At 72.4% G+C, this 15,633-nt stretch carries 15 protein-coding genes; 4 read left to right on the top strand and 11 right to left on the bottom strand.

Annotated features, from left to right (window positions below; all coding sequences use genetic code 11):
- Positions 1-28: 28 nt before the first annotated feature.
- From N8I84_RS26110 to N8I84_RS26065, 11 genes are all read right to left on the bottom strand, one after another.
- Complete coding sequence (locus N8I84_RS26110; RefSeq protein WP_263231929.1) at positions 29-778, bottom strand: spherulation-specific family 4 protein; 750 nt, start codon at positions 776-778, stop codon at positions 29-31.
- Complete coding sequence (locus tag N8I84_RS26105; protein ID WP_263231927.1) at positions 766-1,725, bottom strand: NAD-dependent epimerase/dehydratase family protein; 960 nt, start codon at positions 1,723-1,725, stop codon at positions 766-768. Before N8I84_RS26105 ends, N8I84_RS26110 begins: the two co-directional genes overlap by 13 nt.
- 184 nt (positions 1,726-1,909) lie before the next feature.
- Positions 1,910-3,223 carry a hypothetical protein gene (locus N8I84_RS26100; RefSeq protein WP_263231926.1) on the bottom strand — a complete coding sequence of 438 codons (1,314 nt, stop codon included), beginning with the start codon at positions 3,221-3,223 and terminating at the stop codon, positions 1,910-1,912.
- Positions 3,220-4,950 (bottom strand): DUF3492 domain-containing protein, encoded by a 1,731-nt coding sequence (locus tag N8I84_RS26095; protein ID WP_263231924.1) that lies wholly within the window; start codon positions 4,948-4,950, stop codon positions 3,220-3,222. Before N8I84_RS26095 ends, N8I84_RS26100 begins: the two co-directional genes overlap by 4 nt.
- Before the next feature lie 234 nt (positions 4,951-5,184).
- On the bottom strand, positions 5,185-6,777 hold the full coding sequence (locus N8I84_RS26090; protein ID WP_263231923.1) for a dipeptide ABC transporter ATP-binding protein: 1,593 nt from the start codon (positions 6,775-6,777) through the stop codon (positions 5,185-5,187).
- Positions 6,774-7,772 (bottom strand): ABC transporter permease, encoded by a 999-nt coding sequence (locus N8I84_RS26085; RefSeq protein WP_263231922.1) that lies wholly within the window; start codon positions 7,770-7,772, stop codon positions 6,774-6,776. Before N8I84_RS26085 ends, N8I84_RS26090 begins: the two co-directional genes overlap by 4 nt.
- Positions 7,769-8,794, bottom strand: coding sequence for an ABC transporter permease (locus N8I84_RS26080; protein WP_263231921.1), 1,026 nt, complete (start codon positions 8,792-8,794; stop codon positions 7,769-7,771). Before N8I84_RS26080 ends, N8I84_RS26085 begins: the two co-directional genes overlap by 4 nt.
- 4 nt (positions 8,795-8,798) lie before the next feature.
- The gene (locus N8I84_RS26075; protein ID WP_263231919.1) at positions 8,799-10,511 is read right to left on the bottom strand and encodes an ABC transporter substrate-binding protein; all 1,713 of its coding nucleotides are present in this window, start codon (positions 10,509-10,511) and stop codon (positions 8,799-8,801) included.
- A 181-nt stretch (positions 10,512-10,692) separates the two neighbouring features.
- On the bottom strand, positions 10,693-10,785 hold the full coding sequence (locus N8I84_RS42780) for an Ms4533A family Cys-rich leader peptide (protein WP_313884285.1): 93 nt from the start codon (positions 10,783-10,785) through the stop codon (positions 10,693-10,695).
- 56 nt (positions 10,786-10,841) lie between these two features.
- Complete coding sequence (locus N8I84_RS26070) at positions 10,842-12,191, bottom strand: DUF3152 domain-containing protein (RefSeq protein WP_263231918.1); 1,350 nt, start codon at positions 12,189-12,191, stop codon at positions 10,842-10,844.
- A gap of 8 nt (positions 12,192-12,199) precedes the next feature.
- The gene (locus tag N8I84_RS26065; RefSeq protein WP_263231917.1) at positions 12,200-13,318 is read right to left on the bottom strand and encodes an alpha/beta fold hydrolase; all 1,119 of its coding nucleotides are present in this window, start codon (positions 13,316-13,318) and stop codon (positions 12,200-12,202) included.
- Positions 13,319-13,563: 245 nt separating this feature from the next.
- Between N8I84_RS26065 and N8I84_RS26060 the strand changes: the two genes are divergently transcribed.
- The 4 genes from N8I84_RS26060 to N8I84_RS26045 all read left to right on the top strand — a co-directional run bounded on the left by N8I84_RS26060 (position 13,564) and on the right by N8I84_RS26045 (position 15,581).
- Positions 13,564-13,785 carry a hypothetical protein gene (locus N8I84_RS26060; protein ID WP_263231915.1) on the top strand — a complete coding sequence of 74 codons (222 nt, stop codon included), beginning with the start codon at positions 13,564-13,566 and terminating at the stop codon, positions 13,783-13,785.
- 260 nt (positions 13,786-14,045) lie between these two features.
- A complete protein-coding gene (locus N8I84_RS26055; protein WP_263231913.1) occupies positions 14,046-14,690 on the top strand; it encodes a TetR/AcrR family transcriptional regulator in 645 nt (214 codons plus the stop codon).
- A 194-nt stretch (positions 14,691-14,884) separates the two neighbouring features.
- On the top strand, positions 14,885-15,112 hold the full coding sequence (locus N8I84_RS26050; protein ID WP_103843673.1) for a DUF3107 domain-containing protein: 228 nt from the start codon (positions 14,885-14,887) through the stop codon (positions 15,110-15,112).
- A 199-nt stretch (positions 15,113-15,311) separates the two neighbouring features.
- A complete protein-coding gene (locus N8I84_RS26045; RefSeq protein WP_263231911.1) occupies positions 15,312-15,581 on the top strand; it encodes a hypothetical protein in 270 nt (89 codons plus the stop codon).
- Positions 15,582-15,633: the final 52 nt, after the last annotated feature.

Below are 15,633 nucleotides of genomic sequence, written 5' to 3'. Positions count from 1 at the left end.
TCTCCTGGTAACACTGCCACGCCCTTCTTCATTCCGAGACACCCGTTCCGAGACGCGAGACGATGTCGTCCCAGTAGCCGGGCATGGCCTCCCAGGGGACGGTGCGGCCGCCGCGGTCCGTGCGGTCGGTGAACCAGATCGTGGCGGCGCCCTGCCAGCGGGCGATGCGCAGCGCCTCCTCGAGGTGGCCGCGGGGCACGCCGTGCACGAAGTGGCAGAAGCGCTCGGGCGGGTGCTCGGCAGTCCACTCGGCGACCTGCGACCAGCGGTAGTCGCTCCAGGAGCCGGAGAAGGTGACCAGTTGGTCGGCGTGTTCGGCGTATCCGGGATACGGGTGGCTGCCGTGGCCCAGGACGATGTGCCCGTGGCCGAGGAGCGCGCGCAGCGTGGTGACCGTCCGGCCGGTCTCGGAGAGGAGGGCGCGTTCGGTGGGGCAGCGGTCCAGCAGGAAGCCGTCGACCTGGTACCAGTCGAGATACCGGTCCGCCTCGGAGATCAACTCGCCGAAGGGTCGGGCGCCCCAGACGGCGTCGAGGTGACCGAGAACACGGACGCCGGCGGTGTGCAGTCGCCCCGCGGCCTGCACGCAGTGCGGATCCGGCCGGCTGCCGGGACCGTTGCTCACGTTGAGGGCGGCCCAGTGCACCGGGGTCCCCGGACGGGCGAGTGCGCCCCACTCCTCGGGGGCGAGGAGGGGGTGCGCATAGCCCGGGGTGCCGAGGCCCAGGCCGAGGTCGGTGCTCGCGGTGCTCGCCGGGGTGTTGGTCAGATGCGGCATGCCGCCTCCATCCAGATGTCCGCTAGGGACTCCTCGAGGTTGATCCGGGGCCGCCAGCCGAGCCGGTCGCGGGCGGTGCGGACATCGGCCTGCTGCCAGCTGCCGCAGCCGTCCGGGTAGGGGTAGGCGACGGGGACGGCGTGCTCGGGGTCGCCCCGGTGGTGCCCGAGGACCGGCCGCACCGGGCTGGGAGGGCCGTCGAGTTCGTGCAGGGCGCCGCCGTAGCCGGCCACACGGGCGAGGACGGCGGCGGCGTCACGCAGGCGGACGGCGCGGCCCGAGCCGATGTTGATCACGCCCTGGGCGGCGGAGAGGGAGGCGGCGTGGACGGCGCGGGCGACGTCGCGTACGTCGACGAAGTCGCGCTGTACGCCGAGGCCGCCGAGCTTGAGTTCGCCGTCGCCGGACTGCATGACGCGGCGCAGGGCCTCGGCGAGGCGGCCGAGCGGGGATCCGGCGGGGGTGCCGGGCCCGGCGGGCGAGAACACGCGGAGCACGACGGCGTCGAGTCCGGAGCCGAGGACGAGTTCCGTGGCGGCGAGCTTGCTGACGCCGTACGGGCCGCCGGGGCGCGGCACCGCGTCCTCGGCCGTGGAGGAGCCGGGCTGGCTGGGTCCGTACTCCGCGCTGCAGCCGATCTGCACCAGGCGGGCCCCGCACCCGCTGCGGCGCAGGGCCTCGCAGACGGTGGCGACGGCGACGGTGTTGTGCCGGGTGAGTTCGCGGGCGCCGCCGCGGATGGCACCGGCGCAGTTGATGACGACTCCGGGGTGCACGGCGTCCAGGAAGCGGGTGAGTGCGCCGGGGCTGCCGGCGGCGAGGTCGAACCGTACGTCGGCGTCGTCGCCGCGTCCCAGCGCGGTGAGCTGCACGGCGGGGTCGGCGAGCAGGCGGTCGGCGACGAAGCGGCCGATGTATCCGTTGGCTCCGATCAGCAGGACCCTCATCGGGCGGCTCCCGGGGCGGACTCTCCGGTTCGGGAGGTGATCATCTGGCGTTTCTCCTTACGAGGGTGGTGCCGTGGGATGAGAGAGGCCCCGCGGTGTCGGCCCCGCGGGAGGGCGTGCCGGGGACCGGGTCCCGGGCAGCGGTCGTGGCTCCATGACGTCCCAGTGGCCATGGGCCGACGGCTCAGGGTGATCCGGGCGGCCGGGCGTGGGCCGAGGCCCGGGTCAGGGTGCGGATCGCGTGGATCAGCAGGGTCAGGGCGGCCAGGGCGCAGACGAGGACCGGTACGGCGTCGGCGCCCCAGGCGTCGGTGAGTGTCTCGACCGGCGTGACCAGGGCGGAGCAGCCGGGGAGCCGAGCGGCGAAGACCGTGGCCAGGGCGGTCGCCTCGGCGGCGGCCGCGGTGCCGAGGACGACGGTGGGGGCCCGCCCGGCGCCGTGGACGGCGAGCAGCCGGGCGAGCAGCAGGAGTGCGCCCAGGGCAGCGGCTCCCACCGAGACGGCGGGTCGGCCGAGGAGGGCTCCGGTGAGCGCCAGCAGTGCGGCGAGGGCGGCCAGGAAGAGGGCGAACACGCCGAGGAACAGCGGGGTGACGGAGCCCCGGAACTCCTCCAGGCCGCGGCTCGCGGCGAGTCTGCGGCGGGCGTGGACGGCGAAGAGGCGGGCGCACCAGGCAGCCGGGCCGCAGGCCAGCGCGAGGGCCACAACGGGGGCGGTCGCCAGGGGCCAGGGGCCGTCGGGGCCGCCGTGCAGGGCGGCGCGCAGCAGGCCGTCGCCGAGGAGGGCGTAGGCGAGCAGCCAGCACGTCCACACGCGCGTGGCGGCGGACGTGGTGTGGGCGGGGGCACGCAGCGGGCCTCGGCCGAGCGCCACGCGCAGGCCCAACGTGACCGCGAGGGCGCCGAGTACGGCGACGGCGAGGTGGGCCCGGCCCCCGGTGGCCCGCAGGCCGATGACGGCGGCTGCGCACAGGGCACCCGGGAGCAGGGCGAGGACGGCCCACGCCCGGTGCTCGCGGGGGCCGCCCGTGGGGGCGGGGCGCGGTGGGGGCCGGTCGTCGTCGCGGGGTACGCGCGCGTACATCTCCTCGGCGAGCGAGAAGACGTCCCGGTGCCGGTAGCGGGCTGCGGCCCGGTCGGTCAGTCCGTGGGCCTCCAGACCGGCCGCGATCTCCAGCGGGTCGACGGCCCGTTCGCACAGCTCCCGGTGCCGGTGCATGAGCGCCTTGACGGGGTCGGCGGCGCCTCGGCGGGCGGGGGACTTGCGGGCGGGATCCGCGCTCCCGGCGTCCACGGCGCGCACGGCGCCGGCGGCATGGGGCGCAGCCTCGGCCGCGACGGCCTGGGGGACACGGTCCGCCGCGACGGCCCCTGTGCGCGCCTCCGCCGTCTCCTCCGCGCTCGCGTACGCGCTCTCCGCCCCCAGGTCCCATTCCTCGGGCCTTGTGTCCCAGGCGTCGGAGCGAGGCCGTTCGCCCACGTCCCTCACGTCACTCATCGCGCGCCCTCCGCTGCCGGAACGGCTGCATGCGGCCACATGGCGGCGCGTACGGGTGTCGGCGCGGGGTCCTGGGCGGACGCCCAGCGGGGTCGGGCGCCGGGGAGCCGGGGCTCGGTCCAGCGGCCGGGCAGATGGGCCTCCGCGGGCGCTCCGAACGGCAGGGGTTCGCCTGCGTCGTCCACGACGACCCGCCGTACCGGCGCGTGGGAGACGATCTCCAGGTAAATGCCGTGAAATGCCGCCACGTTCTGCTCGACGGTGAACAGTTCGAGGGCTCGCGCGCGGGCGGCCGCGCCGAGGCGCTCACGGCGCGCGGGGTCGCGCAGCAGTGCCAGACAGGCCTCCGCGAGCGCCCGCGGATTGCGCGGCGGGACCACCAGGCCGGTGCCGCCGATGACCTCGACCACCGCGCCCACATCCGTGGACACCGTCGCGCGACCGCAGAACATGGCCTCCACCAGGCTGATCGGAAACCCTTCGACGACGCTCGACAGGACGACGACCGCCCCGGACGCGTATGCCTCCGCCAGGTCGGGCACCTCCGGGTCGCCGATCTCCTCGAAGGACACCGGGTTGTCGCCGACGGCGTGCACGCCCTCCGCCTCGTCCGGGAACAGCTGCGCGGCCAGGGCCCTGCACTGTCCGAGGTACTCCGCCCCCTCGGCGTCCGCCGCGGTCCCGACGACGCGCAGCCTGGCCCTCGGCTCCGCCTTGCGGATCTCCGCGAAGGCGTGGAGCAGGCAGACCAGGTCCTTGGCGGGTTCAACACGGCCGACCCAGACCAGGGTGTACGGGTCCGCGCGGTCGGGGGCCTCACCCACCTCCGTGAAGCGGGACGCCTCCATGCCGGGGTAGACGGTGCGTACCTTGGCGCGGTCGGCGCCGCACCGCTCCTGCCAGCGGCGGGCGTGGGCGTTGCCGGGCGTGACGCACGCGGCCCGCCGGTAGACCTCGGCGGCCAGCCGGCGCTGGAAGGAGGCGAGCAGCGCGCGCACCGGGCGCGTCTCGTCCGTCGTGCCCAGGTAGTGCGCCCGCAGCCGTACGCCGTACTCGGTGACCAGCAGCGGAACGCCGGCGAAGTGCCCGGCGAGCAGCCCGGGCAGGGCCGCGGCGGCGCCCGACGTGGCGTGGCAGAGGTCGACGGAGCCGAGTCCGTCGTCCTCGTACCAGTCCAGCGAGAGGGGACGCAGGGCACGTTCGACGTAGGCGGCCACCTCCAGCAGGTCGGGGACGTCCGCCGCGCGTGCCGCCCGGAGGGCACCCGGCGCACGGCAGGCGCCCTCCAGTGCGCGTACGGCGGTCTCGGAACGCAGCGCGCGGGTCAGTCCGCCCTCGTCACGGGCGAGTTCGGCGAGCGCGTAGAGGGCACTGCCGAAACGGTCCGCCTCGGGGCCGGCCGATTCGGGCGCCCCCTGCGGCGCACCTGGCTCCGGCGCCGTGCACAGGGCGGCGGCCAGCTCCCCGTACGCCTCGGTGAACCGTCGCCGTGCCCGGCGCCCGTACGCGACCCCGTCGTCCTGCGCGGTCCACAGGGGTGCCGTGCGTACCCGGCCGACGTGCGGCGGCAGCGGGATCCAGCCACCGGCCTCCTGCCGTTCGGTGCGGCAGAGCGCGTAGACGTCGAACTCGTGCTGCCGAAGTCCGCGCACGAGCCGGTCGCACCAGAGCCTGGCGTCACCGCTCACATACGGATAGCCACCCTCCGTAAGCAGTCCGATGCGCACGTGTGCACCCCCGATCTCCCGTAGGGAGCCGCCGTCGTCCGGCGGCCCGCAGCGGGACGAACGTACGCGGACGGGGCGGTGGCGCGGCGGACGGTTGTCCGTCGCGCCACCAAAAGGGGTGAACGGGCGTAACTTTCCCGCACAGGCAGCGTTCGATCGCGCTAGGTCCTGTCGTCGAACGCCCGTCGTTCGCCCCGAGGCCGGCTCATGGCTCACTTTCGGCCGTGCGGCGGGTCACGCGGCGGTGAGCTCCCTGCGGGCCGTGCGCCGTTCGGCCGCCACCGCCGGATCCAGCGCGGGGACGGCCGCGAGGAGCTGCTTGGTGTACGGGTCCCGGGGCGACTCGTACACCTCGTCGGTGCGGCCGTACTCGACGATGCGGCCGCGCCGCATCACCGCGACCCGGTCGCTGACCTGGCGCACGACGGCGAGGTCGTGCGCGATGAACACGAGTGCCAGCCCGAGTTCGCGCTGCAACTCGGCGAGGAGGGCCACGACCTGCGCCTGAGTGGTGACGTCCAGTGCGGAGACCGGTTCGTCGCAGACGATGACGCGCGGTTCGGCGGCGAGTGCCCGCGCGATGCCGACGCGCTGGCGCTGACCGCCGCTGAACTCGTGCGGGTACCGGTCGTACTGTGCCGGGTCGAGGCCCACGCGCTCCAGCAGTTCGCGCACGCGCTCCCGGATGCGCTGCTCATCGCTCCCCCGCGCCCGCAGCGGGTCGGCGATGGACTCGCCCACGCTGCGCCGCGGGTTGAGGGAGGAGACGGGGTCCTGGAAGACCATCTGCACGGCCGGGTCCACCCCCGCCCGCGTGATGCCCCCGTGGCGGACCTCGCCGGCCGTGGGTTCCAGCAGCCCGACCAGCATGCGCCCCAGGGTGGTCTTGCCGCTGCCGCTCTCCCCCACGATGCCGAGCGTCTCGCCGCGCCGCACCGTCAGCGACACGTCGTCGACGGCCGCGAACTTCCCTTTGCCGCGGCCGAACCGGCGGCGCAGTCCCACCGCCTCGATGGCGACCTCGTCCGTCGAGGCGCTCCTCTCGACCCGCGGCGCGTCCACGCGCGGCACCGCGCTCAGCAGTTCGCGGGTGTACTCCTCACGGGGCTCCGCCAGCACGGCCGCGGCAGCGCCGTGCTCGACGGCCTTGCCGTGCCGCATGACGAGCACCTCGTCGACGCTCTCCGCGGCGACGCCCACGTCGTGCGTGACGAGGAGCAGCCCCATCCCGGTCTCCGCGCGCAGGGTGTGCAGCAGGTCGAGGATCTGGGCCTGGACGGTCACGTCCAGTGCGGTGGTGGGCTCGTCGGCGATCAGCAGGTCGGGTTCGCAGGCGAGCGCCATGGCGATCAGGGCGCGCTGGCGCATTCCGCCGCTGAACTCGTGCGGGCGCGAGCGGGACCGTCGTACGGCGTCCGGGATGCCCACCCGGTCCAGCACCTCGACGGCACGCGCGCGTGCCGCACGCCGGGACGCGCGCGTGTGCACCCGGTACACCTCGGCGATCTGGTCGCCGATCGCGTAGTACGGGTCCAGGGACGACAGCGGGTCCTGGAACACCATCGCGGCCCTGCCGCCGCGCAGCCGCCGCAGGTCGTCGTCGGACGCCTGCCGGACGTCGGTGCCGGCGACCCGGATCGAGCCGGTCACCCGGGCGCCCGTGCCGCGGTGCAGACCGAGGAGCGCGGAGGCGACGGTCGACTTGCCTGAGCCGGACTCGCCGACCAGGCCCAGGGCGGCGCCCTCGGCCAGTCGGAAGGAGAGACCGTCGACGGCGCGCAGCGAACCGAACTCCACGGTCAGGTCCGTGACTTCCACCAGGCTCATGCGAGCACCACCCGTCGGTCGGCCACCGCGTACAGGACGTCCGCGACAGCGTTGGCAAGGACCACGAAGAAACCGATCACCAGGACCATGCCGACGACGACCGGCAGGTCGACGACCTTCACCGCCTGGACCAGTTCCTGTCCGATGCCCGGCAGTCCGAAGAGCGTCTCGGTGAGCACCGCGCCGCCGACGGCCGAGCCGAAGGTGACGGCGTTCAGGGAGATGACGGACGCGAACGCCCCCCGCAGCGCGTGCCGCGCGATGACCGAGCGCTCGCCGACCCCGTAGGCACGGAACGTCCTGATGTGGTCCTCGGCCAGCGTCTCCAGCATCGAGGCCCTGGTCAGGCGGGCGAAGTTGGCGGCTTCGATCAGGGCGAGCGAGAGCCAGGGCAACAGCAGGTTCCACGCCCACTGCTCGGGATCGTCGGTGAAGTCGACGTACTGCGGGAAGGGCAGCAGTTGGAGCTGACCGCAGATGACGATCATCAGGATCAGGCCGATGACGAACACGGGTGTGGCCACGCCGGCGAGGGTGATCGCGGTCAGCGCCCGCTCGGTGACCCTGCCGCGCCGCCAGGCGGACAGCACACCGGTGCCGATGCCCAGCAGGAGCCAGATCACCATCGCGCCGAGCACCAGCGAGAAGCTGACCGGCAGCTTCCCCAGGATGATGTCGGTGACCTGCTGGTCGCTCTGGTACGACAGGCCGAGGCAGGGCGCCGGGCAGTGCTCCACGGACGTGCCCGTCGAGTAGTCCTGGCCGACGAACAGGCCTTGAAGGAAGTGCCAGTAGCGCACGTACAGCGGGTCGTCAAGTTTCAGCTGCTGGGCGACCTGGTGCACCTGTTCCGGCGAGCAGCGCGGTCCGCAGGTGATCTGGGCGACGTTGCCGGGGGTCACGTAGAAGACGACGTAGATGATCACCGAGAGGGCGAACAAGGTGACCAGCGCGCCGACGACACGGCGCAGCACGAAACCGCCGAAGCCGCTCATGTCCGGTCCTCCTTCCGTGCGGCCGCGTCCGCCCTGGCCTCCCGCTTGCGGCCGGTTCCGACACGCAGACGCGAGGCCGCGCGCGGGTCGAGCGCGGTGCGCACCCCGTCACCGAGGACGGTGAGCGCGAGCACGGTCATGAAGAGCGCGCCCGCGGGCAGCAGCAGGTACTGCGGGGCGGCCTGGTACCAGACGTCGGCGGCGGTGAGCATCTGCCCCCACGACGGCGTCGGGGGCTTCACACCGACGCCGAGGAAGGACAGGGCGGCCTCGACGGAGATGTTCTGCGGCACCAGGAGCGCGGCGTACGTGATGACGGGCGCGGCCAGGCCGGGCAGCAGCTCACGGCGGGCGATGCTGACGGTGCTCCAGCCGCTGAGCCGGGCGGCGGAGACGTAGTCGAGCCCCTTGAGGGTGAGAGTCTGGGCCCTCACCATCTTCGACAGCGTGCCCCAGCCGGAGACCAAGCCGACGATGAGCGCGACGAGCACGGGCCGCGGGAAGCTGCTCGGGACGATCGCCAGCAGCGCGAGCGCCATGATCATCAGCGGCATGGAGATGAAGATGTCGGTGATCCGGCTCAGGACCAGGTCGACCCAGCGGTTGCCGAGTCCGGCCGCGATGCCCATCACGACACCGAGCAGGACCTGCACCACCGTGGCGGCGAGTGCCACGCCGAGCGAGACCCGCGCGCCGTACACGAGCCGTGCGAACAGGTCGCGTCCGGTCTGCGGTTCGACGCCGAGCCAGTGGTCGCCGCTCATGCCGCCGAACGACCCTATGGGGACACCGCCGCGCGCCGAGTCGATGAGCGTCGGGTGGTAAGTGGTCGGGTCCTGGCCCTCGAGCGCGGTGAGCAGCGGCGCGCCGAGTGCGACCAGGACGAGCAGCGCTACGACGGCCGCGGCGACGAGGACGGCGCGCTGGGCCCGCAGCCGCCGCCAGAACAGACGGGCCCCCGAGGCCGCCGGGACGGGTGCGTCCGTCCCGGCGGCCTCGACGGCGACAAGTGCCTCGCTCACGGCGCTACTTCACCGCCACCTGCGAGATGTCCAGAACACCGGTCCAGTCACTGATCACGATGTTCTTGACGTCCTTGCCGTACAGGCGCTTGTAGACCGGGTGGAACAGCGGCACGACCAGGGCCTGCTCGCCGATCTTCTTGTCCAGTGCGCCCCAGCGCTCGGCGGCGGCGTCGAGATCCGTCAACTTGTTGATCGCGTCGATCTCGGCATTCACGGACTTGTCGTTCAGCAGGCCGGTGTTGAAGTTCGCGCCGTCCTTGACGATCTGCCGGCCGTCGAAGATCGGGGCCAGGAAGGGACCGCCGGAGGGCCAGTCGGCGCCCCAGTGGGCCAGGAAGAGGCCGGGCTCCGTCGTGACGCCGTGGATCTTGTCCTTGTAGTCGTTGTTCTCCAGACCCTGCAGCTTGACGGTGATACCGGCCTTCTTCAGGGCGTCCTGGACGGCGGTCGCGATCTCCGGGCTGGTCTCGAAGTTCTTGTCGTTCGAATGCGTGAGGGTGATCGTGAGTCCGTTCGCGTAACCGGCCTCCTTCAGCAGCTCCTTGGCCTTGGCCGGGTTGCCGGTCGCCCCTGCCGGGAAGGGGTCGTACGGCGTGTAGCCGAAGGACTTCTGGTCGGGGAGGAAGGTGGTGGCGGGCTCGGCCAGCGAGGAGCCGCCCGCCGCGTTGATGACGGACGACCGGTCGATGGCGTACGAGATCGCCTGCCGCACCTTGACGTTGTCGAACGGCTTGATGGTCGGGTTGAACGCGATGTAGTTCGTGTAGCCGAAGTGGCCGGTGCCGACGCGGGCGGCCAGCTCCTTGTCGCCCGTCACCTTGGCGAGTTCGGCCGGGCCGAGGTTGGTGTCCGTGGTGACCGCGGCGGCGTCCGCACCCTGGGACGCAGACAGTCGCTGGTTGATCACCGAGGAGTCGAGCCCGGAGCGTACGTCGATCTTGTCCGGGTAGGCCTTGCGCTGGTCGTCACCCGACCAGTAGGCGTTGCGCTCCAGGATGAGCCGCTCGCCGTCGTTCTGGTTCTGGACGACCTTGTACGGGCCGGAGGAGATCGGGTGCTCCTCGTACTTCGTACCGGTGTCCTTGGCCTTCGGGACGGGCGTGAACTGGGTCTGCGTGGCCAGGTACGGGAACTCGCCCTCGGGCTTGTTCAGGTGGAAGACGATGGTCCGGCTGTCCGGGGTCTCGATCGCGTCGAGGCCCTTCTTGTCCTTGTACGGGCCCTGGTAGTCCGCCGCGCCGACCAGCCAGTCCCTCAGGTAGGGGGCGCCGCCGGAGAGTTCGGGCGCGAAGGAGCGCTCGATGCCGTACTTGATGTCGGCCGAGGTGATCGGCGTGCCGTCCTCGTACTTCAGGCCCGCCTTCAGGGTGTACGTCCACACGGTCGCGTCCTTGCTCGGGCGCCCGGTGTCGGTGGCGAGGTCCGGGACGACCTTGGCCCCGGCGGCGCCGTTCGCGCGGTTGCGCGTGGTGAGCGTGCGGAAGACGAGGGAGGGGACGTTGCCGCCGCCGGAGGTGTACAGGCGGGCCGGGTCGAAGTCCTGCTGCGGATCGGAGTTCAGGACGGTCAGCGTGCCGCCCTTGTGCGGCGTGGAGTCGCCACCGGAAGCCTTGACACCGTTGTCCTTCGGCCCGCAGGCGGCGGCGCCCGCTGCCACGACCAGGCTGACGGATGCCGCTGCCACACGGCGCGCTATGACGGACGGTTGACGCATCGGAATGACGACCTCTCGGGATTCGTCTCGCATGACGAGACGGATTAGCGGAAATGTGAGACAGATCTGGTCAGACGTCTGCCTCGGCGCCGGGTCGTCGAGAAAACGCGAACCGGTCGGCGCATGCCGACGGATCACGGAAGAGAGAGGAAAATCGCGACGCGAACGCCTGAGGCGGGCGTCAGCGACAGTGGATGTCGGCCACGCAGAGTGCGGTCACGCCGATGAGCGCCAGCTCGATGGCGGCGCGACGGGAGGCATGACGGGGCGACATGGGCAGCAATATGAACGAACTTTCAGCGTGTGTCAATGTGACGAGAGCTGCCACCGTCAACTCCCGGGGTACGGCCAGGGATTGGGAAGGCAGTGGATTCCGTCGTGGTCGAGGAACTTTGTCTGCTGCTGCATGACCGGGGCGAGCTCGCCGGTCTTGTCGCAGGTCACATGGCCGTAGCCGAGGCGGTGGCCGACCTCGTGGTTGATCAGCATCTGACGGTAGGCGTGAATTTCGTCACCGTAGGTCGTCGAGCCCTGCGCCCAGCGATAGGCGTTGATCATCACGCGCTCGGTGGAGGCGGAGTCGCAGGAGACGTTGTCCTCCGTGGTGTCGAGACCCGACTTCGCGCACCAGGCGGCTGTGGTGCCGGGGCTGGCGAGCGTGATCACGAAGTCGGGCTTGCCGGAGTGGATGCGCTCGAAGGTACGGGCGCCGTTGTGCGCCCAACTCCGGTCGTCGTTGAGGGTCTTCTGCACGGCCTGGGCGAAGAGTTCGCCGTCCAGACCGAGACCGTTCTCGACGTCCACGCGGTAGGTGTACTTCCGTCCGGTGCCGGGCGCCTTGGCGGTGCCGGGGACCGCGGAGAACGTCCCGGGCCCCTTCAGCGTGGCGCTGAGCGGGTACGTCCTGTCCATCGCCTGCTCGTAGGTGAGCGGCGTCGCGCCGGGCGAGACGGAGACGGTGGGGTCGGCGCCGGTGACCGGGCCGGAGGTGCCGCGGGCCTGGTCGGTGGCGGTCCGGGACGGTGCGGCGGCGCGGTGCTGTCCGGCGAGGACCTGGCCGGCGACGACGACCGCGAGCACGGTGGTCACGGCGGCGGCCACGATCCCGGCGTACGAGCGACCCCTGCCGCCCCTGCCGCGCGCGGCCTCACCGGTCCCGGCGGGCGACGCGGCCTCCTCGGTCTGCGCGCCGGTCTCCTCGGTGTGCGCGCCGGTCTCCTCGGTCCGCGCGCCGGGGTGGCGTTCGTCGGTCAGGGGTGCGTGCGGGGCGCCAGCGGTGCGACGCGGCGTGAAGACGTCCTCGTCCTCGTCGAAGGCGTCGAGGTACTCCTGACGGGGGCCGGGCTGCGACCGCTGCCGCGGGATGCGGGGCACGGCACCTCGGCGCGGCACGTCCTGGGCCGTGCCGGCCCTGAAGTCGCCCCAGGCGCCGCCGTCTTCGCGGTGCTCGGGGTGATCGCCGCGAGCTTGAAGGGCACCGTCGGGAAGGCGGGGCACGCCATGGGCGGGGGTGCCGTCGGCGAACCGCGGAACGCCTCGGGCGGGGGTCCCGTCGGCCGTACGGCGCTTGCCGCCGGCCGCCGCACCCCGTGGCGAACCCTCCGCCGCGGATATGCCCGGCACCACCTCCGTGTCACCGTTCGTCCTGTCGTCCCGCCCCTTGCGGCTGTGTCGTCCCACGCCGCGTCTCAGCTCCTCGTGTCCGCCGTGCCGGTGTCGTCGCTCGCCGCGTCGTGCAGGGAGGTCCCGGTGTCCTGCGTGGAGGTCCCGGTGCCCTGCGTGGAGGTCCCGGTGCCCTGCGTGGAGGTCCCGCCCGTCGCCGCCGGACCCCCGCTCGCCGAGCCCGCACCCGACTCGCCCGTGTCCGTGAGGAGTTGGCGGAACGCCGCGGCCACCACGTCCGGGTACTCCATCATCGCGACATGCCCCGCCTCGGGCAGGGTCAGCAGGCGGGAGTCGCGGAAGGCGCGGGCCGCGCGCTGGGCCATGCGGAACGACACCAGCTGGTCCCGGCCGCCGTAGACGAGCAGCGTCGGGGCGAGGACCCGCTCCGCCTGGCGCCACAGCCCGTGCTGCCCGCCCAGCGTGTAGGCGTTCACGATGCCGCGTGCCGAGCGCGCCATCGCGTCCCAGAAGTAGGGCAGCCTCAGCCGCCGCTCCATCTCCTCCACCGCGTTGCGGAAGCCCTCCGGCGTGACCCGTCCGGGGTCGCCGTAGCACAGCGCCATGACCCCGCGGACGCGCTGTTCGGCCGTCCACTCCTTGGTGTACCGGGTGAACAGGGCGGCGACTCCGGGCAGCGCGAGCAGGCCCGTCGGGACGGCGCCCCGCTGGATGAGGATCTCGGGGAGCGCGGGCGAGACGAGCGTGAGCGTGCGCACGAGATCGGGGCGGACGGCCGCCACGCGCGTGGCAACGGCTCCACCCATCGAGTTGCCGAACAGGTGCACGGGACCGCGTCCGGCCGCGTCGAGATAGCGGATGACCGCGCGCGCATGCCCGGTGACGGAGTAGTTGCCGTCGTCCGGCGGCGGCGAGTCGCCGAAGCCCGGCAGATCCACGGCCTCGCCGTCGACGTGTCCGTCGAGCAGTGCCATCAGCGCCGACCAGTTCTGGGAGGAGCCCCCGAGCCCGTGGACGTACAGCGCGGGCGGCAGCCCCTCGTGCCGCGGTGGTCTCGACCGCACCGTCAGCGTGATCCCGGGCAGCGCCACCGACCTGAGCCGCTCGCCTTCCTCGACCCTGACGGGTGCCACCTTCGGGAGAACATTGGCGGCCGCGACGGACGGCAACTCGGTCGGAGACATGCGGCAATGTTACGAGACGATCACGTAGTGGTTCGTGTGTTCGCTGTCACAACGGCCGGGGTCCGCCCGTCGAATCAGGTCGGGCGGCGCCCGGCGTGAAGCGTTCCACGCACCACGCGGAGCCCCTCACCACACATAGCGTCCGGTTCCTGTGTCTCCTAGGCTCGTAGCAGGGCACCCGCACATGGACCCGCCTCTTCAGGGACGTTCCAGAAGTTCCAGGAGTTCTAGGAAGGGAGCCCATCATGGCCGTAGACCCCACTGATCCCGAGACGTTCGAGGACGAGGCGAACGACACCGCCGAACTCGACGTGGAGGCCCCGGAGAACGACGCCGCCGAACAGCACGCCGAACTGGCCCCCGAGCGGGACGAGACCCCGACGGGGGACGACATCCTGCGCGCCAACGAGGCGGATCTCGCGGAGCAGGCGCGCGTCGTCGCCCTCGACGAGGACGACTACCGGTGAGCGCTCGGAGGGTCGCCGGATCGGTGAGGCACGACGACCACGCCGGGCGACGGAGCGAGTGCGCGCGGTGAGCTGTCGCTGGCCGGCAGGGGAGCCGGGGGCGTTCGTTCGCCCTCCCTGTCCGCGTATGGCGCGTTCCGCACGGCTTTCGCCACCGTCCGGTCCGTGAAATTCTGCGTTCGCACCGCGCACAGCAGGGTTACCGAAAAGTACGATGGCGGCGCGGCGCACACCGCATGTGGACGATTTTGGGAGGCGGCGTGACAGCCATCGAGCAGACAGAGGCGGCACGCCCGCGGGGCACGCGCCTGCCGCGCCGTGCCCGACGGAACCAGCTGCTGGGCGCCGCGCAGGAAGTCTTCGTGGCGCAGGGCTACCACGCGGCCGCGATGGACGACATCGCCGACCGCGCCGGCGTCAGCAAGCCGGTGCTCTACCAGCACTTCCCGGGCAAGCTCGACCTCTATCTGGCCCTGCTGGACCAGCACTGCGAGGCCCTGCTGCAGGCCGTACGGAACGCGCTGGCGTCGACGACCGACAACAAGCAGCGCGTACGGGCCACGATGGACGCGTACTTCACGTACGTGGAGGACGACGGCGGTGCCTTCCGGCTGGTGTTCGAGTCCGATCTGACGAACGAGCCCGCCGTGCGCGAGCGCGTCGACAAGGTCGCGAACGAATGCGCGGAGGCCATCTGCGACGTGATCGCCGAGGACACCGGTCTGTCGCGAGCCGAGTCGATGCTGCTGGCCTCGGGGCTCGGCGGCCTGGCCCAGGTGGTGGCGCGCTCCTGGCTGCACAGCGACCGCAGCGTGCCCCGCGACCAGGCGGTGCAGCTGCTGACCTCGCTGGCATGGCGGGGCATCGCGGGCTTCCCGCTGCACGGGAGCGAACAGCACCACTGACCATCGGGGACCGATCGACAGCCGTACGGCCCCGTCCGGACACCACCGGGCGGGGCCGTACGGCTGTTTTGTTCCCGGCGGGTGTTCGCTCCTGGCGTGCCGGAGCGGAGCGTGTACGTCCCCTCACCGGGCTAATGTGTGCTGGTACGGCGCGGACGGCCGCGCACATCACTGACCGTCGGAGGGACAAAGCCGTGGAGGTCAAGATCGGCGTGCAGCACGCGCCCCGCGAGATCGTTCTGGAGAGCGGGCAGAGTGCCGAGGAGGTCGAGCGCGTCGTGTCCGAGGCGCTGGCCGGCAAGTCGCAGCTGCTGTCCCTTGTGGACGAGCACGGCCGCAAGGTCCTGGTCCCGACCGAGCGTCTCGCCTACGTGGAGATCGGCGAGCCCACCCCGCGCAAGGTGGGTTTCGGCGCGCTGTAGTTCCGGACGGAGCAGTGGAAGGGGCCCGGCGGTCGGTGTACCGCCGGGCCCCTTCCGCTGACCGGTGGAGCGTGCCGCTCGGGGAACACTCAGACGGAGCACATCAGCCCCACAGGGGATGATTGTGTTCCGCGCACCGCGGGTAATACCGGCTACGACCGATTTGCCCAGGCAGCAGCCGTGCGGGAGGGACCTCGTCATGCTCTTGGAAGCGCTCGGCTCCGCCGTCCTCGGGCTCGCCCTGGCATGGGTGGCCGCACGTCGGCTGCCGCACCGTCTGCCCAGCCGTGTCCTGGTGCTGTCGACGGGTGCGGCGGGGGCGCTCTTCGGGGCGTTCCTCACCCACAGCGCGCTGGGCCCGGCGGGTCTCGTGGTGATCCTGGCCGGGGCGCTGGTGGTCTCGGCGGCGTCACTGTCCCTGCTGCTGAGGCCCGCGGAAAGATTTCGCCGCCGCTCGGCGACGGCCTGAGGGCCGTCGCCGGGGCCGACCCGAAGCCGCCGCCCCAGACGGCGACGGCCGG

This window comes from Streptomyces cynarae (assembly GCF_025642135.1).
Classification (GTDB): Bacteria; Actinomycetota; Actinomycetes; order Streptomycetales; family Streptomycetaceae; genus Streptomyces; species Streptomyces cynarae.
This window is presented reverse-complemented; position numbering and strand designations above follow the sequence as displayed.